The organism is Micromonospora sp. NPDC047134 (assembly GCF_040643455.1).
GTDB lineage: Bacteria > Actinomycetota > Actinomycetes > Mycobacteriales > Micromonosporaceae > Micromonospora.
Genome location: NZ_JBEYUI010000015.1, coordinates 121,046 through 142,964 on the forward strand (window position 1 = coordinate 121,046; position 21,919 = coordinate 142,964).

Below are 21,919 nucleotides of genomic sequence, written 5' to 3' on the forward strand. Positions count from 1 at the left end.
TGCGGGAGTGCGGTCAGACCGCGAAACCGGTCGGTCGTTCGGTCGCCGGCGCGGGCGGCCGGGCCTTCCACAGGCCGACCTTCTGCGCGAACAACCGGCTCAGGTAGGCCGGGTTGAGGATCACGTACCGCCGCCACAGCCGCTTCGGCTCCAGGCCGAGCCGCCAGAACCACTCCAGCCCGGCCCGCTGCATCCACGGCGGGGGCTGGCGCAGCAGCCCGGCGTGGTAGTCGAAGGCCGCGCCGACGGCCATCAACGGCATGTCCAGCAGCGGGCGCATCGCGTACGTGAAGACCTCCTGGCGGGGGCAGCCCAGGCCGACCAGGACCAGCCGGGCCCCGCTGGCCTTGATCCGGTCGGCGATCTCCACGTCCTCCCCCGGCTGCACGGCACGGAACTTGGAGGGCTCCACCCCGGCGATCTTGAGGGCCGGGAACATCCGCTCCAGTTCGGGAATCAGCCGGGCCAGGGTCTCCTCGGTCGAGCCGTACAGGTAGACCGGCAGGCCCTCGTCGGCGCAGCGGGACAGTACATGCAGGGTCAGTTGGGGCCCGTAGACCCGATCGGTCAGGCCCGCCCCGTGCAGCAGATTCAGCGCCCAGCGCACCGGCTGGCCGTCCGGAGTCACCAGATCGAAGGAGTTCAACCGGGCGTTGTGCGCCGGGTCCAGCACCCCGGTCATCACCCCGTGCACGGCGAGCGCGGTCAGCGCCAGCGGGCGGCGCTCCTGGGCGGCGGCCACGACCTGCTCGGTCGCGGTCGCGTAGTCGGTGGCGTCGACCAGGACGCCGAGCACGTTGCGCTTGCTCACGACCGGACCTCGCCGTTGCTGGTCGGGACCCACTTGCCCACGTTGGCCTCGTAGATCTCTCGCATGATCATGGGTACGTCGTAGACCTGCTTCCAGTCCGGGTAGTCGGCCTGGAAGGCCTCGTTGGAGCCGATCCACCACTTGTGGTCGCCGATCCGGTTGGCCTCGACGTACTCGGTGATCATCTCCTGGCCGGTGATCTGCTCGGCCAGGGCGAACGCCTCCCGGTTGGAGATGTTGGAGTGTCGGCCGCCACCGAGGTTGTAGACCGCCGCCGAGCGGGGGTTGCGGAAGAAGGCCTCGAAGGCGGAGACCACGTCCGAGCTGTGGATGGCGTCCCGGACCTGCTTGCCCTGGTAACCGAAGATCTTGTAGGTGCGGCGCTCCATGTTGGCCCGCATCACGTACCCGAGGAAGCCGTGCAACTCCGTGGCGGAGTGGGCCGGCCCGGTCAGGGTGCCACCTCGGAAGCAGGCCGTCTTCATCCCGAAGTACCGGCCGTACTCCTGCACCATCACGTCCGCCGCGACCTTGGAGGCCCCGAAGATGGAGTGCAGGCAGGCGTCGATCGACATGTCCTCCCGGATGCCCCGCTCGTACGGGTGCCCCGGCTCGATCTCCCAGCGGGTGGCCAACTCGACCAGGGGCAGGCTGTTCGGCCGGTCGCCGTAGACCTTGTTGGTCGAGCAGTGGATGAACGGCGCCTCGATGCAGTGTTCGCGGACGTTCTGGAGCACATTGAGGGTGCCCGCGGCGTTGACGTCGAAGTCGGTGAACGGGTCGCGTACCGCCCAGTCGTGCGAGGGCTGGGCGGCGGTGTGGATCACCACCGCGATGTCCCGGCCGTACCGCTGGAACAGCGCACCCAGGGCGCTGCGGTCCCGGATGTCGATGCTGTGGTGCGAGTACGCCTCACCCAGCTCGTCGGTGAGCCGGCGTACGTTCCACGCGGTGGAGGCCTCCTCGCCGAAGAACTCCTGCCGCATGTCGTTGTCGATGCCGACCACGTCGAGACCCAGGCCGGCGAAGTGCCGGACCGCCTCAGAGCCGATCAACCCGCCCGAGCCGGTCACGAATGCGACACTCACGAGCCACTCCTGGTCCGTTGGAGGCAGAAACCAGCGAAGCATAGCGTGACATTCGGTATGCCCGATAAGCAGCGAGGGCCCCGCGAATTCGCGAGGCCCTCGTCGACTGGTGGGGAAGGGGGGAGTTGAACCCCCACGTCCTTTCGGACACACGGACCTGAACCGTGCGCGTCTGCCATTCCGCCACTTCCCCGTGGCATGACCTCGGTCAGCGTAGTAAACCCCGACTCCGCTGTCTCCAGCGGGGCCTCGGCAATGCTACGTGGCTCCGGTCTTCGCCGCGAATGGCGTTCGCTGCTTCCAGCGGTTACCGTTCGTGGCGGACGAAAGAGTAGCACGACAATCCTGAGCCGTCCGAACGAGGCCTGGCCTGCCGGCCGAGCGGCGTGTGAGCTGCGTGCGCTCTGGACGGATACCATCATGTCCTCGGGACCCGAGGAGGAGCCGGTGAGCGTGCTGCAACGCTTCGAGAAGCGTCTGGAAGGCCTGGTCGAAGGAGCTTTCGCCAAGGTCTTCAAAGGGGTCGTGCACCCCGTGGAGATCCTCAACGCCATGCAGCGGGAGGCCGAGGCGCACAAGGCCATCCTGGCTGGCGGGCGCACGTTGGTGCCCAACCGCTACGTGATCGATCTCTCGCCGTACGACCACAGTCGGCTGGCGCCGTACGCCGCCGCGCTGGCCCAGGAACTGGCCCAGTCGCAGGCGGAGTTCATCGGCGAGCAGGCGTGGACGGTCTACGGCGACGTGATCGTCGAGATCGAGCGCGGGGAAGGGCTGGACACCGGCATGTTCCGGGTCACCGCCGAGGTCTACACCGGTGGCGAGGTCGCCCCGGTCGCCGCCCCGGGCTACGACGCCGGTCCCCCCGGATACCCCGCCTACGACCAGGGCGGCGGCTACGGTGCGCCGCCGGCGCACAGCGGCGGTCGGAACGTGCGACTGGTCTCCGGCGACGGCCGCACCTACCCCCTCCAGATGGGGTCGACCGTGATCGGTCGTGGCGACCAGGCCAATCTGCGCCTGCCGGACGTCGGCATCTCCCGCCGACACGCCCGGCTGGACTTCGACGGTGGGCAGGTTGTGCTGACCGACCTCGGCTCCACCAACGGCACCATGGTCAACGGTCAGCGGGTCTCCGCAGTGGCGCTGAACCCCGGCGACATGATCCAGCTCGGCACCACCACCCTCACCTTCCGCGTGGACGGCTGATCCGCCTTGCCGGAACTCGTCATCACCGTCGCCCGGTTCGGATTTCTCGTCCTGCTGTGGATTTTCGTGTTCACGGTGGTCGGCGTCATCCGGCGGGACCTCTTCGCCGGGGCCCGCTCCGGTCGGCTGGTGGCCGCGCCCCGCGCGGTAGGTGCGTCGACCGGCCAGGCGACGGCGAAGCCGGCGAAGGTGAAGCGGGGACGGGCGGCGCATCAACTGGTCGTGACCGCCGGTCAACTGGCCGGCACCAGGATCACGTTGGGTGAGGCTCAGATAACCATCGGTCGGGCCGAGGATTCCACCCTCGTCATCACCGACGACTACGCCTCGGCGCGACACGCCCGGCTCTTGCCCCGTGAAGGGCAGTGGTTCGTCGAAGACCTCGGTTCGACTAACGGGACGTACCTCGATCGCGCTAAGGTCACCGGACCGACCCCCGTACCCCTCGGCGTGCCGATCCGGATCGGCCGCACCTCTCTCGAATTACGGCCATGACTCTGACCCTGCGCTATGCGGCCCACAGCGACCGCGGTCTGATCCGAGACGGCAACCAGGATTCCGTCTACGCCGGACCGCGGCTACTCGCCGTCGCCGACGGCATGGGCGGTATGGCCGCCGGTGACGTCGCCAGCAACATCGTCATCGGTGCCATGGCGCCGCTCGACGAGGACGTCCCTGGGGATGCCCTGGTCGACGCGCTGCGCTCCGCCGTGGGCACCGCCAACCAACAGCTCCGCGAGACAGTGGACGCCAACCCGCAGTTGGAGGGGATGGGCACCACACTCACCGCGACCCTCTTCTCCGGCAGCAAGCTGGGGATGGTCCACATCGGTGACTCGCGCGCCTATCTGCTGCGTGACGGTGACTTCAACCAGATCACCAAGGACGACACCTACGTCCAGATGCTCGTCGACGAGGGTCGGATCAGCCCGGAGGAGGCCAGCAGTCACCCCCAGCGGTCGCTGCTGACCAGGGCCCTCGACGGTCGGGACATCGACCCGGAGTACTCCGTCCGCCAGGTGTTGCCGGGGGACCGCTACCTGATTTGCTCGGACGGACTGTCCGGGGTGGTCAGTGCGGAGACCATCGCCGAGACCATGCGCGAGTACGCCGACCCGCAGCAGTGCGTCGAGCGACTCGTCCAACTGGCCCTGCGTGGCGGCGGTCCGGACAACATCACCGTGATCATCGCCGACGCCACCGACCGCGACATCGTCGAGGCCGCCCCGATCGTGGGTGGTGCGGCCGCCCGGGACCGGGGCATGGCGACCTCGGCGGACGTCTCCACCCCGGCGGCCCGCGCTTCGGCACTGTCCGCTCCCCGGCCGCCCGCGCCGGAGGAGCCGGCCGGAGACGACGACGAGCCGGAGGCCCGCCGCCGTCCGCTGCGTGCCGTGGCGATGACGGCCGCCCTCCTGGTGATCATCGGGGGTGGGGTCTTCGCCGGGTACGAATACACCCAGCGGCAGTACTACGTCGGGGCGACCGAGGACGGTCAGGTGGCCGTGTTCCGGGGCATCCAGGGTGAGATCGCCGGGATGGATCTCTCCTCGGTGCATTCCACCAGCACCGCTCGGCTGGACGACCTCACCCTCGCCGCTCAGGAGCAGGTCAAGCAGGGCATTCCGGCCAGGAGCGAGCCGGACGCGGAGCGCCGGCTGGCGGAGCTGACCATGGACAGCCCGACGAATGTCAACCTGAAGCCGCTCTGCCCGCCCACCTCGTCCCCGAGCACCGACCCCACGGCGGACTTCTTCTCTCCGGAGCCGAGCGCTCCGCCGAGCCGGGCCGCCAGCGGTTCGCCGGCACCCGACAGCAGTTCCCTGGCCCCGCCGGTGAGCACACCGGACGCCCCACCCGCCGATGCCTTCACGCCCACGGTCGACCCGGCGGCCTGCCGGTCGCCCGAGTAGGCGTCGGCTTCCGACCCGAGGACGATCGTGACCGCAGCGGCCACTCCGGCATCCTCGCCCGCCAACGCGGGCGAGCGACCCGGCGTACGCCTGGCCCGGTCCCGACGCAACGCCGAACTGTCGCTGCTGCTGCTGGCCATGGTGCTGGTCGCCGCGTACGGCGCGATGGTCGAGGCGAACGTGCTCGACACGGTCACCCCGAACTTCTGGGTGCCGGCCGCGGTGCTCACCGCCGTGTTCCTCGGCATCCATGTGGCGATCCGGTTCCTGGCCCCGCACGCCGACCCGGCCCTGCTGCCGGCGGTGGCGCTGCTCAACGGCCTGGGGGTCGGCTTCCTGCGCCGGCTGGACCTGGCCTACGCCGACCCGGAGGAGCGCGCCGACCTGGCCATCTTCGCTGGTATCGGTGGTCGGCAACTGGCCTGGACCCTGCTGTCGGTGCTGCTCGCGGCCGGCCTGCTGGTCCTGGTACGCGACCACCGTTCGATCTCGCGGTACGCGTACACCCTGGGGTTGGCCGGCATCGTGCTGGTGATGATCCCGGCGGTGCTGCCGGACCGGATTTCCGAGGTCAACGGCGCGAAGCTCTGGATCCGCATCGGCAGCTTCTCGATCCAGCCCGGCGAGTTCGCCAAGCTGGCCCTGCTGGCCTTCTTCGCCTACTACCTGGTCCGCAAGCGCGAGGTGCTCTCGCTGGCCAGTCACCGGTTCCTCGGCATCGACTTCCCGCGCGGCCGTGACCTGGGTCCGGTGGTGGTGGTCTGGGTGATCAGCCTGCTGGTGTTGATCTTCCAGAAGGACCTGGGCACCTCCCTGCTCTACTTCGGCATGTTCGTGGCGACGGTCTACATCGCCACCGAACGGGTCAGTTGGCTGCTCATCGGTCTGGTCCTCTTCTTCGGCGGCGCCTACCTGGCGTACGTGCTCGGCGAGGCGATCGGTGGGCCGTTCGCCAACTTCTACGTGCGGGCGCAGATCTGGCTCGACCCCTTCGCCAAGCCGTACGACGAGGGCTACCAGTTGGTGCAGGGGCTGCTGGCCCTGGGCACCGGTGGGTTGTTCGGGGCCGGGCCGGGCGGCGGCCAGCCGACGGAGCTGCCCGAGGTGCAGAACGATTTCATCTTCGCCGGGATCGGTGAGGAGATCGGCCTGTTCGGGCTCACCGCCCTGCTGGTGATCTACCTGCTGATCGTGGAGCGAGGACTGCGGGCCGGCCTGGCGGTGCGGGACTCCTTCGGCAAGCTGCTCGCCGGTGGCCTGGCCTTCACCCTGGCGTTGCAGGTCTTCGTGATCGTCGGCGGGATCAGCAAGCTCATCCCGCTGACCGGTCAGACCACCCCCTTCCTGTCCGCCGGTGGCTCCTCACTGATGGCGAACTGGCTGCTCATCGCGGTGCTGCTGCGGGTCTCCGACGCCGGTCGTCGGCCGGTCACCGGCGGCGGCAAGGTGAACCGACCGACCGGGGGCCCGCCGGAGCAGTTGCACGGTGCCCCCACGGAGGTGATCAAGCCGTGAACGCACCCCTGCGCCGGGTCGGTGTCGTCGTCATCGTCCTGTTCGGTCTGCTCTTCGCCAACCTGAACTGGGTTCAGGGGTACAAGGCCGACGAGTACCGCACCAGCGACTACAACACCCGGGTCCAGTTGGCCGAGTACGAGCGTCGCCGGGGCAACATCGAGGCCGGCGGCACCGCCCTGGCGGTCAGCAAGGAGACCGACGGCAAGCTGACCTTCCTGCGTACCTACCCCGGTGGGGCGAAGTACGCCCATGTCCTCGGCTACAAGCCGGTCAACCTCGCCGACACCGGCATCGAGCGGTCCGAGAACGACTTCCTGGCCGGCACCAGCGACAAGCTCTTCGCCAACCGGATCAAGGACATGTTCACCGGCAACCGCACCGCCGGTGGCAACGTGCTGCTAACCCTCTCCCCGCGCGCTCAGGACGTCGCGTACGACCAGTTGCGCAACAACAACCGGGGGGCCAGCAAGGGGGCGGCGATCGCGATCGATCCGCGTACCGGGGCCGTGCAGGCCATGGTCTCCATGCCCAGCTTCGACCCGAACCCGCTGGCCAGCCACAACACCAACGAGGCCGTGGCGGCGTACAACAAGCTGGACCAGGACCGGTCCCGTCCGCTGCGCAACCGGGCCCTCGCGGAGGTGCTGCCACCCGGTTCCACCTTCAAGATCGTGGTGGCCGCCGCCGCGCTGGAGAACGGCATCGGCAAGGACACCAACATCTCGGCGGGCCCTAGCTACACCCCGCCCACCTCCGGTCAGTCGATCACCAACGCGGCGCCCTCGATCTGCCCCCAGGCGGAGGTGACCCTGATGAAGGCGGTCACCGACTCCTGCAACACCGGCTTCGCCAAGCTGGGGGTGCAGCTCGGCCCCGACGTGATCAAGAAGAAGGCCCAGGAATTCGGCTTCGAGCAGGAGGACCTGACCGTGGGCCGGCTCGGTGAGGGCGGTCAGGGCGTCGCGGCCAGCCGTACCGGCAGCATGGAGAACCCGGACGGCGGTCCCGACCCGGCCGCGCTGGCCCAGTCCTCCATCGGGCAGCGGGACGTGCGGATGACCCCCCTGGAAGGGGCCATGATCGCTGCGGCGGTCGCCAACGGCGGCAGCCAGATGCGGCCCTACCTGGTGCGTCAGCTGCTCGCGCCGGACCGCACCACGGTCTACGACACCGCCAACCCGCGCGAGCTGCGCCGCTCGGTCAGCGGTCAGGTCGCCGGCGACCTGCGGGACATGATGGTCAGCGTGGTGCGCAACGGCACCGGGCGCAACGCCCAGATCAACGGGTACACCGTGGGGGGCAAGACCGGTACCGCGCAGTCCGCGCCGGACCGGCCCGACCACGGCTGGTTCATCGGCTTCGCACTGGACTCCGACGGCAACCCGGTCTCGGCGGTCTGCGTCGTGCTGGAGGAGGCGGGCAGCGGCGGCAGCGCCGAGGCCGCCCGGATCGCCGGCCAGATCATGCGCGCCGCCATCGCCGACCCCGGGGGGCGCTGATGCTCAGTCCGGGAGTACAGCTGGGCAACCGGTACCGCCTGGACGAGCGGATCGCCAGCGGCGGCATGGGTGACGTCTGGCGCGGCACCGACCAGGTGCTGGGGCGTACGGTAGCGGTCAAGAGCCTGCTCCCGGCGTTGCTGGACGAGCCGGGTTTCGCCGAGCGGTTCCGGGGCGAGGCCCGGACCATGGCGACGATCAACCACCCCGGCGTGGTCGACGTCTACGACTTCGGCAGCGACCAGCAGATCGCCTTCCTGGTGATGGAGTACATCGAGGGTGATCCCCTGTCGGCCACCCTCAGCCGGGTCGGTCGGCTAACCCCGGCCCGGACGATGGCGCTGGTCGCGCAGGCCGCCGACGCCCTGCACGCCGCCCACGTCAAGGGGATCGTGCACCGGGACGTGAAGCCCGGCAACCTGCTGGTCCGCCCCAACGGCACCCTGGTGTTGACCGACTTCGGCATCGCCCGCTCCGAGCTGGTGGGTCAGCTCACCGCGGCCGGTTCCGTGCTCGGCACCGCCTCGTACATCTCGCCGGAGCAGGCCACCGGTCAGGTGGCCACCCCCGCCTCGGACGTGTACGCCCTCGGGGTGGTCGCCTATCAGTGTCTGGCCGGGCGTCGGCCGTTCGAGGGAGACAACCCCCTGGACATCGCCATGCGGCACGTCCGGGAGACCCCCCGGTCCCTGCCCTCGGACATCCCGCCGCAGGTCTGCGCGCTCGTCGAGCGGGCGATGGCCAAGGATCCGAAGGACCGCTGGGCCAGCGCCGCCATGCTGGCCGGAGCCGCCCGGCAGTTGAAGGCGGCCCTGTCCCGGCAGGCGCGCTCCGGTGGGTCGGCCCCCATCTCGGCGGCGCCGGCCTCCCCGGCCCCGGGGCGCCCGGCGGCATCCCCTCCCGGGCGGGCCCAGGTGCCGGCGCCGCAGCCGCCCCGCCCACCGGCCGCCCCGCACTCACCGGCCGCGCCCAGGCCGCAGGCTGCCCCCCACTCGCCCGCCGCACCCCGGCCGCCGGCCATCAACCGGCCCCCGGCGGCGGGCCACCTGCCGGTCGCCGGGCGGCAGCCGGTCGCCCAGCCCCGTCCGACGACGGTCGCACCGGCGGTGACCGGCTATCCACGCGGTGCGGCCCCGGTTCCCCCGGCGTACGCTCCGCAGGGCGGTCAGTCACGGCCTGCGCCCAGGCGGTCACGGTCCGGCATGGTGTTCCTGGCGATCCTGCTGGGCACACTGGTCGTGGTCTGTTCGGGCGTGGTTTCCTACAGGCTGAAGGACAGCATCAACAGCGGCATGCCGGTAGTGGGGTCCGTGCAGTCGGTGACGTCCGGCGCGCTGGGGCCCGACGGACGAGACGATCCGGCCCGGACGGCGTACCGTCGACTGGATCAGCCCCGAGCGGGCTACGAGACGATGACGAGCGAAGGACGACGGACGCGATGACAGCGCAGGCCCGCCTGCTCGGTGGCAGGTATCAGGTCGGCGAGCTGCTCGGGTATGGCGGCATGGCCGAGGTGCACCGGGGGCGTGACCTTCGGCTCGGCCGCGACGTCGCGATCAAGATGCTCCGCACGGACCTCGCCCGGGACGCCACCTTCCAGATGCGGTTTCGTCGGGAGGCCCAGAACGCCGCCTCCCTGAACCATCCGGCGATCGTCGCGGTCTACGACACCGGTGAGGAACAGGCACCCACCGGCGAGACCCTGCCGTTCATCGTGATGGAGTTCGTCAACGGGCGCACCCTCAAGGAGGTGCTCGGCGCCGAGGGGCGACTGCAACCCCGGCGGGCCCTGGAGATCTGCGCCGACATCTGCGCCGCCCTGGACTTCAGCCACCGGCACGGCATCATCCACCGCGACATCAAGCCCGGCAATGTGATGCTCACCCAGACCGGCCAGGTCAAGGTGATGGACTTCGGCATCGCCCGTGCCCTGGCCAGCGGCGCCACCACGATGACCCAGACCAGTGCGGTCATCGGTACGGCGCAGTATCTCTCCCCGGAGCAGGCCCGTGGCGAGGCCGTCGACGCCCGCTCCGACGTGTACGCCGCCGGTTGTGTGCTGTTCGAGTTGCTCTGCGGGCATCCGCCCTTCGTCGGTGACAGCCCGGTCAGTGTGGCGTACCAGCACGTCCGGGAGGCCCCGCCGACCCCGAGTGATATCAACCCGGACGTCAACCCGGCGGTCGACGCGATCGTGCTCAAGGCGCTGTCGAAGAACCCGCTCAACCGCTACCAGAGCGCCGGCGAGATGCGCGCGGACCTGCTCCGGGCGGCGGCGGGTCGGCCGGTGATGGCCACCCCGGTGCTGCGCGAGGACGAGACCGTGCCGATGGCCGCGGCCGGTGGCCCGGGCTACCCCTCGGCGGGAGCCACCCAGACCCGCCAGATCCCGGCCCGGGTGGGCGACCCTCGTCAGCGGCGTGCCTCGTCCTGGTTGATCGCCATGTTCGCCGCCCTCGGGGTACTGGCGGTGATCGCCCTGGTGGCCGCGCTGCTGCTCAACGACAAGGCGGCCGAGGAGGTGCCGGTCCCCACCCTGGCTGGGATGACCCAGCAGGAGGCGTTCGCCCGGATCGAGGCGGACGGCCTTCAGCCGGTGCGGGGTGACGACGAGTTCACCTCGGACTGCCGCAAGGGCCGGGTGACCACCCAGACCCCGCCCGCCGGAGAAAGGGTCGCCCCGAACAGCACGGTCACCGTGCGGCTCTGCGGCGGCAAGCCGGAGGCGATCGTTCCGGAGGGCCTGGTCGGCAGCAAGGTCGAAAGCGCCACGGCCCGCATCGAGGAGCGCAAGCTCCGGGTCAAGGTCGTGCAGAAGGACAGCGCCGACGCCGCCGGCCTGGTGCTTGACGTCGACCCCAAGGAAGGCGAGAAGGTCGCCGAGAACACCGTGATCACCCTGACCGTCTCCAACGGCAACGTGGTCCGGGTACCCAACGTGGAGAACCTCACCGAGGCCGACGCCAAGCGGGAACTGGAGAACGCCGGCTTCAAGGTGGATGTGGAGATCGGCCCGGAGGTACCCGCCGACCGGGCCGGCCGGGTGACCGACCAGAACCCGAACGCCGGCAGCCAGCGGACCAAGGGCAGCAAGGTGACCATCTTCGTCTCGGTGCCGGAGCCGGAGGACGACGAGCCTGCGCCCCCGACCCCGCCGACCGGGGAGCCGACCACCCCGCCGCCGGACGATGACGGTGGTGGCAGCGGTGGCGGCAGTGGCGACACCGGTCAGCTCTGGCCGGGCGTCCCGCCGTTGCGCCTACCCGTCGACTGAGCGGGCCCGACAAGCCGGATGAGTCGCCGATGGGCGGGGTGAGTCGGCGGCGACTCGTGCGCCGGGTGGCCCTCCTGGGGCTGATCGTCCTCCTGCTCACCAGCCTGCCCTGGATGTGGACGACCGCCACCGCGTACGGCCACCGTCATGCCGTCGACGAGGCCCCGGCCGTGGAGGTCGTGATCGTCCTGGGTACGGCGGTTACCGAGGAAGGACGTCAGCCGGGCATCCGGTTGGCGGGCCGGCTGGAGACCGCCGCCGAGCTGATACACCGGCAACGGGCCCGGGTCGTACTCGTCTCGGGCGACGGGAACGGGGCCTCCGGTGACGAGACTGCGGCGATGACCGCACACCTCACCGAGCGGCTGGGGGTCGATCCGCAGCGGGTCGTCGCCGACCCCTACGGCCTGGACACCTACGACAGCTGCCGCCGGGCCCGGGAGGTGTACGGGGTGCAGCGGGCCCTGATCGTGACCCAGTCCTACCACCTGTCCCGGGCGGTGACCCTCTGCCGGCAACTCGGTGTGGAGGCCGACGGGGTGCCGGCCCGCTGCTCCGGCTGCGGGGCGGGGCTGCTGGCGGAGAAGGCGGTACGGGACTACTTCGCCAGCGGCAAGGCCGCCTGGGACGCGATCCGGAACCGCCCCGCCGCAGTCGACTCCCCGGCGCACCCCGGGGTCAGGGACGCGCTGACCCGCTGAGAGCGGCAGATGGGCCTGGTCGGCCGTAGACCACGCCGCGGCGGATCTTCCCGCCCTCTCGGCTGACCCCGGCCGTGCTGCTCAGCTGGTGGCGAAGGCGGCCAGGCGGCGGGCGTCGACCTCGGCGGCCAGTTCCGGGGCGCGGTCCAACGCCTCCCGGTGACCACAGGTGGCCAGCCAGTTGGCCAACATCAGGTGGCCGCCCTCGGTGAGCACCGACTCGGGGTGGAACTGGACGCCCTCAATCGGCAGGGTGCGGTGCCGCATAGCCATCACGATGCCGGACTCGGTCCAGCCGGTGACCTCCAACTCCTCCGGCAGGGTCTCGCGGAGCACCGCCAGGGAGTGGTAACGGGTAGCGGTGAACGGGTCGGGCAGCCCGGCGAGGACCCCGGAGTTGTCGTGGTGGACCTGCGAGGTCTTGCCGTGCAGCAGCTCCGGGGCCCGAGTGACGGTGGCACCGAACGCCTCACCGATCGCCTGGTGGCCCAGGCAGACCCCGAAGATGGGCAGCTTGCCGGCGTACTCGCGGATGACCTCCAGGCAGATGCCGGCGCGATCCGGGCTACCCGGACCGGGCGAGAGCAGCACCCCGGCCCGGCCGAGTCGACCCACCTCGGCCAGGTCGATCTCGTCGTTGCGCCGTACCTCGCAGTCCACGCCGAGTTGGCCGAGGTACTGGACCAGGTTGAAAACGAAGGAATCGTAGTTGTCGATCACCAGGACGCGCATCGGTCTCACTCGTCCTCGTCAGGGGGTGGGGTGTTGTTCCGTTCGGTGTCGTACGGCAGGTCGTGTTCGTCGCCCGGCGGGGCCTCCTCGCCGGGTTCGGTGCCGGGCTCCACCTCACCCGGGGCACCCGGTATCTCGGAGTCCTGCTGGGTGACCTGCACGTCCTCGCCGGTGAAGGGGAGCAGCGGTCCGGCCCAGGGGAAGACCACGTACCAGAGCAGGGCCACCGCCGTGGTCACCAGCAGCAGACTGCCGATGAGCTTGCCGGGCAGTCCGAAGGGCAGCTTGCGCCAGATCCAGGCGTACATCAGGTCCCCAGCTCAGCCGGGCGCCCCTGGTCCTTGGACTGGGTACGCGTCAACTCCGCATGGATGATCAGGCGCTCGTAGTTGTCGAACTTCGGGTTGCAGGTGGTCAGGGTGAGCATCTTCTTCGTCGGCTTCGCCCCGGGTCGCCCGGGAACCGGGGCCACCACCTCGACCTGGTGCGGCTTGACGATCAGATTCTCGGTCACCTGGTAGACGTACCACTGGTCGCGGTCCTGGACGACGATCGGATCGCCCTTGCGAAGCTCGTCCAGCCGCCAGAAGGTGGCCCGGTTGCGGTGCCCGGCGACGGAGAAGTTGCCCACCTGACCCGGCAGGGCGCTGTCCGGATAATGGCCCGGGGCGTACCGGATGTCCTTCTGGGTCACGCCCTCCACCACTACCCATTCCTTGTCGAACTTCGGAATGTAGAGACCGGCGATGGGCTTGCCCTGCACCGGCGGCTTGGGTGAGGCGGAGGCGGACGGACTGGCCGGGGCAGCGACCGTAGGGTCGGTCTCCGGTGCCCAGGCCTGGGCCAACTGCTGGCTCAACTCGTCCTGATGGGCGTCCACGATCGCGGACTTACCCCAGATCTCGTACCCGGCGAAGAGCAACACCACCAGGCCGAAGGTGATCAGCAGTTCGCCACCGAACCGCAGGCCGGTGCGGAGCCGGGACCAGAAGGAGGGCCGGGTCAGCTCGGAGTAGACGCTCTTGTAGCCCTCGCCGGTCTGCTCCGGTCGCAACTGCACCACCCGGTCGCCCCGACGAGGCTTGGGCGGCTCGCTGGGCTGGTCGGCACCCTCGGGCTGGTCGACCTTCGGTGGCCGGGGCACCGCACCCATCAGGGCGGTCGAGTCCGTCGCGGGCGGAGCCCCCGGCCGTACGCCGTTGACGGCCGGAATCAGGGCGGTGGCCGCCTCATCGGTCCCGTTCGGTCCGTTCTGCGGCGGCTGCCCGCTCCGAGCCGCTCGCTGCTGGTCCGCCGCTTGAGGCCCCGCCGGCACCGGGCCGGACTGCTGGTGGGGTCCTGCCGGGTGGTTCGACGGTGCGCCGGGCCGCTGGTGGGACCCTGGCGGGGTCGGGCCGGTGGCAGAGTCTTGGATCTTGGGGATCAGGGCGGTCGGGCCCTCGGCAGACCAACCAGCCGGGTCCTGGGCGGGACGCTGCGGAGCGCCACCCTCGTCGGGGCGGTACGGCGTGGTGGGCCGTTGGTGGCCGATGGGCGGCTGCGGGCCCTGCGGTGCCGATGGGCCGCTCTGGGGGCGCTGCGGCGCCGGCGTACCGCTGGGGGGCTGCTGGTGGGCGGCGGGTACCTCCACCGGGGAGCGGTACCCGGGCGGTGGGGCCTGGGATTGTGGCGGGGCCTGCGGTGGCGGTACCGCCCGAGGTCCGGCCGGTGCCGGTGGTCCGAAGCCCGGCCCGGTCGGCGGTGACTGGCGGTCCTGCTGCGCGGCCGGGGGTGGCTGACGCTGGTGCTGCTGCCCGGTCGGCGGCTGGCTGCGCTGGGTGCCCTGGTCGGTGGGGCGGCTGGGCTCGAAGGCCGTCCGCCACGGGGTCGGCCCGACCGGAATGTCCGGCTGCCCGGAGGGCAGGGGTACTCCGGTGACCTGCGCCGCGCCCTCGCTGCGCGCCGGGATGGACGGACGCGGCGGCATCGGATCGGGCCAGGCACCAGCCGGGCGGACCGGGGGCGGCGGGGTCGGCTCGGTGCGTTCGATCCTAGGCAGGAAGGCGGTGGCCTCGTCAGCCTGGCCGTGGTGTCGACCTTGGGGACGCTCACTCATGACGGCGCTTCGGCCCCGGCCCTCTGCTCGGCGATCCGCTTGCTCATGAGAGCCTCACTCCGGCACGGTCGCCGAACGCAGAGTGGTGGAATCCTCGAATGCGGGCACGGTGACCGTGGAGGCGTGCTCGGAGTATCCGAGTTGGTAGTTTTCCACCGCGTTCCTGAACCACCGGACTCCCTCGGAAGCGGCGAGGGCCTGCCGAAGCGCGCCGGGATCGCCAATTGCCACGATCTTGAAAGGTGGGGAGTACACCCGGCCATGCAGCAGCAGGGTGTTACCCACGCAGCGTACCGCGCTGGTAGCCAGAACGCGGACATTCATGATTGACATGGCCTCCGCGCCGCCGGCCCAGAGCGCGTTCACCACCGCCTGCACATCGCCCTGGTGTACGACGAGGTCGTCGTTGCTGGCTCCCTCGGGGAGCTTGCTGAGCTGTGGGGCGTCGTCGAGTTCGACAGTCAACCCGGGCCCGGTGAGGGCGGTGAAGCCGGCCGCGGTCAGGTTCTCGGCGGCCCGCTCCTGCTGTTCCTTGATCGGAGTGTCCGAGTTGGCCAGGTCGTTCGTACGATTTTCCACCTCCCGGCGCAGGGTCGCGGCCAGTTGCTCGTTGGCGGCAACCCGGTCCCTGCGGCCCTCGATCAACTCGGTGAGCTGAGGGCGGCGGTCCTCGCGCAGGGCGGTTCCGCCGGCGGTGGTAGCCGTGGTGGTGAAGAGCAGGCCAGCAGCGGCGGCGATCAGCGGTACCCCGATTGACCAGCCAGGACGTCGCCGCCGTCCACGCCGCAGCAGGCCGGCGACGAGGCGTCGCAGCACCTTCTGCCACGAGGCCGCGCCGGACGTGTACTCCACGACCGTCTCCCCCTGTCCTCGGCTCCGGCGACCGTACCCGTACGGTCGTGACGGCCCTTGTTCCGCCGTCCGCTGCCGGGGCGTCCGGCAACGGGTCTGGCCCCATTCGTGGATTGAGCGGGGCTTCCGGACTACGCTAGCTCTCGAACATTATTGGCCATGGACCGTCGCCCTCGCGCCCGGTTGCAGGCCGGACGAGGTCGTAACCCCTCTGGAGAGCGTCGTGCCCAAGTCTCAGGTCCGTAAGAAGAAGGTGTACACCCCGCCCACGGACGTCCGCCCGACGGCGACAGCGGCGACGCGTAAGCCCAGCCCGATCTGGCTGCCGGTCACCGCCGTGTCCCTGATCGTCTTCGGCATCGGTTGGTTGGTGGTCTACTACCTCTCCGAGCAGGAGTACCCCGTCATGGAGTTGGGGTACTGGAACCTGGCGGTGGGTTTCGGCGCCATGGTCGGCTCCCTGATCCTGCTTTCCCGCTGGCGCTGACCCCTGGGTCCTCCGACTACGGTCGGTGACGTGTCGAGCCCCGGCCGTGCGGCTGCTGCGATCGCCTCCTAAGGTGTGCGCAGGGCGGCGCGGCCCAGGTGCGAGAAGACTCACGTTACTGCTGGGTAACCTTGCGCGTAGGCTGCACTGCATGACCGAGCGGGAAGGTCATCGGCGGGTCCGGTTCCAGGTGCGGCAGCGGTTGAGATCGCGTACGCACCTATGACCCGGGCTCCGGTCGCCTAGCCGCTCGCCAGGCAGCAGACCGGGAGGCCAACTCGATGGGCAGCGTCCAGATCGTCACCACGATCCTCGCGGCCGCCATCACCGCTGTCGCGGTGTGGCTTGCGGTACGCGCGGTCATGCAGATGACGGCCGTGATCCGGCTGGGTCAGCCCGACCCGTCCCGGTTCGATGACAAGGCCGGCCGCACCAGGACCATGCTCGCGGAGACCGCCGGGCACACCCGGATGCTGCGCTGGAGTGTGGTGGGTGCCGCGCACTGGGTGGTGATGGTCGGCTTCATCGTGCTGTCGCTGCTGGTGCTTGAGGCCTACTTCGAGGTGGTGTCCCCGACCGGTGGGCTGCCCCTGGTCGGCGGGTGGGCGCTCTACGGTCTGGTCACCGAGTGGATCGGCATCCTCGGCATCGTCGGGATCCTGGTGCTGATCGCCATCCGGGTGGCCAACCGGCCGAACCGGGCCGGTCGCCGGTCGCGGTTCACCGGGTCGACGATGTGGCAGGGCTACTTCGTCGAGGCGATCGTCCTCGCCGTACTGATCATGGGTTTCCTGATCCGGGGCTTCAAGGTGGCCACGGACCACTTCGAGTACCCGACCTGGGCCACCCCGCTCAGCCACGCGGTCGGCTCGGTGCTGCCGGACTGGGAGTCCGGGGTCAGCGTGGCCGCTCTGATCAAGATCGCCATCTCGATGACCTGGCTCATCGTGATCTCGCTGAACGTCACCATGGGCGTGGCCTGGCACCGCTTCCTGGCCTTCCCCAACATCTTCTTCAAGCGCAAGCCCGGGTCGGCCGGCTCCGGTCTCGGCGCCCTGCGGCCGATGATGAGCGACGGCAAGCCGCTGGACTTCGAGGAGGCCGACCCCGAGAAGGACCAATTCGGGGTGGCCCACGTCGAGCAGTTCACCTGGAAGGGCCTGCTGGACTTCAGCACCTGCACGGAGTGCGGCCGGTGCCAGTCGCAGTGCCCGGCCTGGAACACCGGCAAGCCGCTGTCGCCGAAGCTGCTGGTGCTGAGCCTGCGCGACCACGCGTACGCCAAGGCGCCCTACCTGCTGGCCGGTGGCGGCAAGGACCTCACCGGTGAGGAGAAGGCCACCGCGGCCCAGTTGGCCCACCTAGACGTGCTGGCCCTGGCCGAGGCGGAGAAGCCCCTGATCGGTGACGCCGAGGCCGGCGGTGTGATCGACCCGGACGTGCTCTGGTCGTGCACCACCTGCGGCGCCTGCGTCGAACAGTGCCCGGTGGACATCGAGCACATCGACCACATCGTCGACATGCGGCGTTACCAGGTGCTCATCGAGTCCAGCTTCCCCTCCGAGGCCGGGGTGATGCTGCGCAACCTGGAGAACAAGGGCAACCCCTGGGGTGCCCCGCAGAACACCCGCGAGGACTGGACCAAGGGTCTGGACTTCGAGGTTCCCCGGGTCGGCGAGGTGGAGGACTTCGAGTATCTGTTCTGGGTGGGTTGTGCCGGTGCCTTCGAGGACCGGGCCAAGAAGACCACCCGGGCGGTGGCCACCCTGCTGAACGAGGCCGGGGTCTCCTTCGCCATCCTCGGCGAGGGCGAGACCTGCTCGGGTGACCCGGCCCGCCGGATCGGCAATGAGTTCGTCTTCCAGATGCTCGCCCAGCAGAACGTGGAGACCCTCAACGAGGCCTTCGAGGGCCGCGAGAAGGCCAAGCGCAAGATCGTCGCGACCTGCCCGCACTGCTTCAACACCCTGGGCAACGAGTACGGCCAACTCGGCGGGGAGTTCGAGGTGGTGCACCACACCCAGTTGCTGGCCCACCTGGTCGCCACCGGCAAGCTCACCCCGGTGCAGCCGGTCGACGGCGGGGTCACCTACCACGACCCGTGCTACCTGGGGCGGCACAACCGGATCTTCACCCCGCCGCGCGAGGTGCTGGGCAGCGCGGTAAGCGCCGAGATCACCGAGATGCCGCGGAACAGTGAGCGTTCCTTCTGCTGTGGCGCCGGTGGCGCCCGGATGTGGATGGAGGAGCGGATCGGCAAGCGGATCAACGTGGACCGGGTCGAGGAGGCCATGTCGACCGGGGCGCGGACCATCGCGGTCGGCTGCCCGTTCTGCTCGACGATGCTCACCGACGGGGTGAACGGCAAGGGCGCCGGCGAGCAGGTCGAGGTGGTCGATGTGGCGAGCGTCCTACTGCGGTCGGTCCGGCCCGAGCAGGGTCGGGGCGTCGAGGAAGGCGAGCCGGTCGCCAGCTGACCAGCACGTGACCGTACGAGGTACGGCGGGCCGATGTAGCCCGCCGTACCTCTTTATTTTAAATTGACGTGCGTGACTATAACGAAATGATCGACACCCTTTGTGTGCGGTTGGTCGCGCAAACGTGAATCGACCGTTGGTCGCCTTGATTCCACACCGCGCCTTCCCTAATGTTGGGCACCGACCGCCGTGGGTCGTCTGTCTCGCCCCTCAACCGCTCGCGGGACGCCCGGCGGTCGGCTGCAAAGGAGTCGCTGTCGGTGGCAACCATGCCCCTCCATCGTCCTGTGCCCGGATGGCCGCGTCGTCCAGGTGGCCTACGGAGAGCTGCGCACCGCCTGGTCGTGCTGGTGGCCGCCGCCGCGGTCGGTGCCGGCCTGATCGCCGCCCCCGCGTACGCGGAACCCTCCGTGGAGGAGATCGAGCGCCAGATCGACAAGCAGTGGCAGCAGCTTGAGCCCACCATCGAGCAGTACAACAAGGTGCGGTCGCAGCTGAAGGTCAACCGCAAGAAGGCCAGCGACCTGCAGAAGAAGATCCAGCCCCTGGCCCTGGAGGCCGAGCTGGCCATGAACCGGGTGGCCGACCTGGCCTCCCGGTACTACGTCAACGGGCCCTCTCAGGAACTCGGGGCGGTGCTGCTGAACGCCAAGCCGGACATGCTGGGCGAGCAGATGGCCCTGCTGGAGCGGCTGGCCGCGTACGAGCGGCAGCAGCTCGAGGGCGTGATGAAGGTCCGCAAGAAGTACGACGACCAGAAGGCCAAGCTCGACGCGCTGATCGCCGACCAGGAAACCAAGGAAAAGCAGCTGGCGGCGAAGAAGAAGCAGATCGACGCCAAGATCAAGCAGCTTGAGCGGTCCCTGCCGGTGACCACGGTCAAGACCACCAACTGCCCGACCATCAACGGGGTGGTCAGCGAGGCGGCCCGGACCGCCATCCGGGTGGCCTGCGCCCAGGTCGGCAAGCCGTACGTCTGGGGTGCCACCGGCCCGAACTCGTTCGACTGCTCCGGCCTCACCCAGTACGCGTACAAGGCCGCCGGCATCTACCTGACGCACTTCACCGGTGCGCAGTGGAACGAGGGCAAGGCCATCTCCCGGGCCGATGCCCGCCCCGGCGATCTGGTCTTCTTCCGCAGTGACCTCAGTCACGTCGGCCTCTATCTGGGCAACAATCAAATGGTGCACGCGCCCAGAGCGGGTAAACCGGTGAACGTCTCTCCGATCACCACCATGCCGATCGCCGGCTTCCGTCGACCCGGCTGAGGGATCGCACAGGAACATCGGCAGGGCCCCCGGTCAAGAGATCGGGGGCCCTGTCCTATGTCGGATCTGGACACCCTGTGTAGCGGCGTGGACCTGTTGTGTATCGACGGAGGTCGTCCCTAAGCTGGGCAATTGTCGGCCCGATGGCAGTTCCGCCCATCCCGGGCGGTGACGGTCCGACACCGCCGAGTCGCCTGTGCGAGCCGGGGACCCACGTTCCCGGGGTGAATCCGCGATCCGCGCGGTAGGGCGCCCCCTTCCCGCCCGAACCCGTCAGCTAACCCGGTAGGCGGTATGGGGAAGAAGGAGTTGGGAGCCCGGTGGCACACCATGCCCCGCGGCCACCGTCACGCCGGGCGACGACGCCCGGCCCGGTGACGGCTGCGCCGCGATCCCACTGGTACCGCTGCACCACCGCATTCGCCGTCCTGTCCGCGACCGCCGTCATCCTCACCGGCGGTGCCACGGCAGCCCACGCCGACCCGTCCGTCGACGCCATCGAGCGCCGGATCGACGCGGACTGGAACCGGCTGGAACCCCTCATCGAACGGCACAACGCCAGCCGGCAGGACCTGGCCGGCAAGCGCCGGGAGGCCGACTCCCTGGCCGCCCGCATCGCCCCTCTCCAGCGCCAGGTCGACGAGGCGATGACCCAGGTAGGTGCCCTGGCGGCACGGGCGTACATGGGTGACACGGTCGGTGCCGTCAACGTGCTGTTGGGCAGCAGGTCCCCCGGCGAGGTCGTGGAGCAGATCGGCCTGCTCGACCGGTACGCCCACCATCAGCAGCAGGCCGTCCGGCAGGCCGCCGCGCTACGCGACGAACTCACCGCCGCCAAGGCCCACCTGGAGGTGGCCATCGGCGAGTTGACCCGTATGGAGGTCGCCCTAGCGGGGAAGCGACGCCAAGTCGACGCCGAGATCGACCGGTTGCAGCGGCTACGACTGCGGGCGTACGGCCGGGGCGGTGGCGGCCCGCTGCGACCCGCGCCCTGTCCGGCCGGCTATCCGGGCGGGGCGGCCGGGGTGGCGGTGAAGTTCGCCTGCGCCCAGATCGGCAAGCCGTACTCCTGGGGTGCCGAGGGGCCGCAGGCGTACGACTGCTCTGGTCTGATGCTGGCCGCGTGGGCGCGGGCGGGGGTGGCCATGCCGCACAACGCGGCCCGGCAGCGTCAGGTGACCCGGTCGGTCGCCCGCAGTGCCCTACGCCCGGGTGACCTGGTCTTCTACTACCGGGATCTGCACCATGTCGGCATGTACGTCGGCGACGGCTGGGTGGTGCACGCCTCCCGCGCCGGTCAGCCGGTGAAGATGAAACGGATGGAGAGCAGCCCGATCCACAGCTTCGGTCGGCCCGGCTGAGGTCAGCGGGTCGGCCAGGTGCGCCAGTTCTGCCAGGCCCGGCTCGGGGTCGGGCCGCGCTGGCCCTGGTAGCGGGAACCGTAGACGGCCGACCCGTACGGGTGCTCGGCCGGCGAGGAGAGCCGGAAGATGCAGAGCTGACCGATCTTCATGCCGGGCCAGAGGGTGATCGGCAGGTTCGCCACGTTGGACAGCTCCAGCGTGACGTGCCCGGAGAAGCCGGGATCGATGAAGCCCGCGGTGGAGTGGGTGAGCAGACCCAGCCGCCCCAGGCTGGACTTGCCCTCCAGCCGACCGGCGAGCTGGTCACCCAGGGAGATGACCTCCAGGGTGGAGGCGAGCACGAACTCGCCCGGGTGCAGCACGAAGGGCTCGCCGTCGGGCACCTCCACCGGGGAGGTCAGGTCGTCCTGCCGGGTCGCCGGGTCGATGTGGGTGTAGAGGTGGTTGTTGAAGACCCGGAACAACTTGTCCAGGCGTACGTCGATGCTGGAGGGCTGCACCAGGGTGGGCTCGAAAGGCTCCAGCGCGAGGGTGCCCGCCTTGATCTCGGAGACCAGGTCGCGGTCGGAGAGCAGCATCGCCACACCATACCGATATGGCTGACCTGCGTGTCGCGCTACCTGTCTAGAAC

At 69.9% G+C, this 21,919-nt stretch carries 19 protein-coding genes, 1 tRNA gene and 1 riboswitch; of the genes, 12 read left to right on the forward strand and 8 right to left on the reverse strand.

From position 1 onward, the window contains the following. Window positions 1–13 precede the first annotated feature (13 nt). From ABZ795_RS19225 to ABZ795_RS19235, 3 genes are all read right to left on the reverse strand, one after another. Entirely contained in the window at window positions 14–811 is a 798-nt protein-coding gene (locus tag ABZ795_RS19225) for a WecB/TagA/CpsF family glycosyltransferase (protein WP_327023465.1), read from the reverse strand. Next, on the reverse strand, window positions 808–1,941 hold the full coding sequence (locus tag ABZ795_RS19230; protein ID WP_327023464.1) for an NAD-dependent epimerase/dehydratase family protein: 1,134 nt from the start codon (window positions 1,939–1,941) through the stop codon (window positions 808–810). The genes ABZ795_RS19225 and ABZ795_RS19230 overlap by 4 nt, the downstream gene beginning before the upstream one ends. A 65-nt stretch (window positions 1,942–2,006) precedes the next feature. Further along, window positions 2,007–2,092: transfer RNA gene (locus ABZ795_RS19235), tRNA-Leu, on the reverse strand. A 227-nt stretch (window positions 2,093–2,319) separates the two neighbouring features. Between ABZ795_RS19235 and ABZ795_RS19240 the strand changes: the two genes are divergently transcribed. The 8 genes from ABZ795_RS19240 (at window position 2,320) to ABZ795_RS19275 (ending at window position 12,013) form a co-directional block, all read left to right on the forward strand. Further along, on the forward strand, window positions 2,320–3,108 hold the full coding sequence (locus ABZ795_RS19240; protein WP_327023463.1) for a DUF3662 and FHA domain-containing protein: 789 nt from the start codon (window positions 2,320–2,322) through the stop codon (window positions 3,106–3,108). Window positions 3,109–3,114: 6 nt separating this feature from the next. After that, window positions 3,115–3,603 carry an FHA domain-containing protein gene (locus ABZ795_RS19245; RefSeq protein WP_327023462.1) on the forward strand — a complete coding sequence of 163 codons (489 nt, stop codon included), beginning with the start codon at window positions 3,115–3,117 and terminating at the stop codon, window positions 3,601–3,603. Then, the gene (locus ABZ795_RS19250; protein WP_327023461.1) at window positions 3,600–5,021 is read left to right on the forward strand and encodes a protein phosphatase 2C domain-containing protein; all 1,422 of its coding nucleotides are present in this window, start codon (window positions 3,600–3,602) and stop codon (window positions 5,019–5,021) included. The genes ABZ795_RS19245 and ABZ795_RS19250 overlap by 4 nt, the downstream gene beginning before the upstream one ends. A 138-nt stretch (window positions 5,022–5,159) precedes the next feature. After that, window positions 5,160–6,536, forward strand: coding sequence for an FtsW/RodA/SpoVE family cell cycle protein (locus tag ABZ795_RS19255; RefSeq protein ID WP_327027332.1), 1,377 nt, complete (start codon window positions 5,160–5,162; stop codon window positions 6,534–6,536). Then, window positions 6,533–8,038, forward strand: coding sequence for a penicillin-binding protein 2 (locus ABZ795_RS19260; protein WP_357531321.1), 1,506 nt, complete (start codon window positions 6,533–6,535; stop codon window positions 8,036–8,038). The genes ABZ795_RS19255 and ABZ795_RS19260 overlap by 4 nt, the downstream gene beginning before the upstream one ends. Next, window positions 8,038–9,480: a protein kinase gene (locus tag ABZ795_RS19265; protein WP_327023459.1), complete on the forward strand. Its 1,443-nt coding sequence runs from the start codon at window positions 8,038–8,040 to the stop codon at window positions 9,478–9,480. Before ABZ795_RS19260 ends, ABZ795_RS19265 begins: the two co-directional genes overlap by 1 nt. Continuing rightward, complete coding sequence (gene pknB, locus ABZ795_RS19270; RefSeq protein WP_327023458.1) at window positions 9,477–11,312, forward strand: Stk1 family PASTA domain-containing Ser/Thr kinase; 1,836 nt, start codon at window positions 9,477–9,479, stop codon at window positions 11,310–11,312. The genes ABZ795_RS19265 and pknB overlap by 4 nt, the downstream gene beginning before the upstream one ends. Window positions 11,313–11,341: 29 nt before the next feature. Next, window positions 11,342–12,013 carry an ElyC/SanA/YdcF family protein gene (locus ABZ795_RS19275; protein ID WP_327023457.1) on the forward strand — a complete coding sequence of 224 codons (672 nt, stop codon included), beginning with the start codon at window positions 11,342–11,344 and terminating at the stop codon, window positions 12,011–12,013. An 81-nt stretch (window positions 12,014–12,094) separates the two neighbouring features. On the opposite strand, the gene ABZ795_RS19280 is transcribed toward ABZ795_RS19275, so the two are convergent. The 4 genes from ABZ795_RS19280 to ABZ795_RS19295 are packed head-to-tail and all read right to left on the reverse strand — an operon-like array spanning window position 12,095 to window position 15,692. Further along, window positions 12,095–12,745: an aminodeoxychorismate/anthranilate synthase component II gene (locus ABZ795_RS19280; protein WP_327023456.1), complete on the reverse strand. Its 651-nt coding sequence runs from the start codon at window positions 12,743–12,745 to the stop codon at window positions 12,095–12,097. 5 nt (window positions 12,746–12,750) lie between these two features. Continuing rightward, window positions 12,751–13,053 (reverse strand): hypothetical protein, encoded by a 303-nt coding sequence (locus ABZ795_RS19285; RefSeq protein WP_327023455.1) that lies wholly within the window; start codon window positions 13,051–13,053, stop codon window positions 12,751–12,753. Then, window positions 13,053–14,840 carry a class E sortase gene (locus ABZ795_RS19290; protein WP_357531322.1) on the reverse strand — a complete coding sequence of 596 codons (1,788 nt, stop codon included), beginning with the start codon at window positions 14,838–14,840 and terminating at the stop codon, window positions 13,053–13,055. The genes ABZ795_RS19285 and ABZ795_RS19290 overlap by 1 nt, the downstream gene beginning before the upstream one ends. 54 nt (window positions 14,841–14,894) lie before the next feature. Next, entirely contained in the window at window positions 14,895–15,692 is a 798-nt protein-coding gene (locus ABZ795_RS19295) for a DUF881 domain-containing protein (RefSeq protein ID WP_327023453.1), read from the reverse strand. 223 nt (window positions 15,693–15,915) lie between these two features. Here ABZ795_RS19295 and ABZ795_RS19300 point away from each other — a divergent pair, with 223 nt between their 5' ends. From ABZ795_RS19300 to ABZ795_RS19315, 4 genes are all read left to right on the forward strand, one after another. After that, window positions 15,916–16,179 (forward strand): cell division protein CrgA, encoded by a 264-nt coding sequence (locus ABZ795_RS19300; RefSeq protein WP_327023452.1) that lies wholly within the window; start codon window positions 15,916–15,918, stop codon window positions 16,177–16,179. 281 nt (window positions 16,180–16,460) lie between these two features. Beyond that, window positions 16,461–18,656 (forward strand): (Fe-S)-binding protein, encoded by a 2,196-nt coding sequence (locus ABZ795_RS19305; RefSeq protein ID WP_357531323.1) that lies wholly within the window; start codon window positions 16,461–16,463, stop codon window positions 18,654–18,656. A gap of 269 nt (window positions 18,657–18,925) precedes the next feature. Next, on the forward strand, window positions 18,926–19,924 hold the full coding sequence (locus ABZ795_RS19310; RefSeq protein ID WP_357531324.1) for an NlpC/P60 family protein: 999 nt from the start codon (window positions 18,926–18,928) through the stop codon (window positions 19,922–19,924). 173 nt (window positions 19,925–20,097) lie between these two features. Next, a riboswitch (cyclic di-AMP (ydaO/yuaA leader) is annotated at window positions 20,098–20,231 on the forward strand. 67 nt (window positions 20,232–20,298) lie between these two features. Further along, window positions 20,299–21,285 (forward strand): NlpC/P60 family protein, encoded by a 987-nt coding sequence (locus tag ABZ795_RS19315; protein ID WP_357531325.1) that lies wholly within the window; start codon window positions 20,299–20,301, stop codon window positions 21,283–21,285. 2 nt (window positions 21,286–21,287) lie between these two features. Here ABZ795_RS19315 and dcd read toward each other — a convergent pair whose 3' ends face one another. Next, on the reverse strand, window positions 21,288–21,866 hold the full coding sequence (gene dcd, locus ABZ795_RS19320; protein ID WP_013730777.1) for a dCTP deaminase: 579 nt from the start codon (window positions 21,864–21,866) through the stop codon (window positions 21,288–21,290). Window positions 21,867–21,919 lie beyond the last annotated feature (53 nt).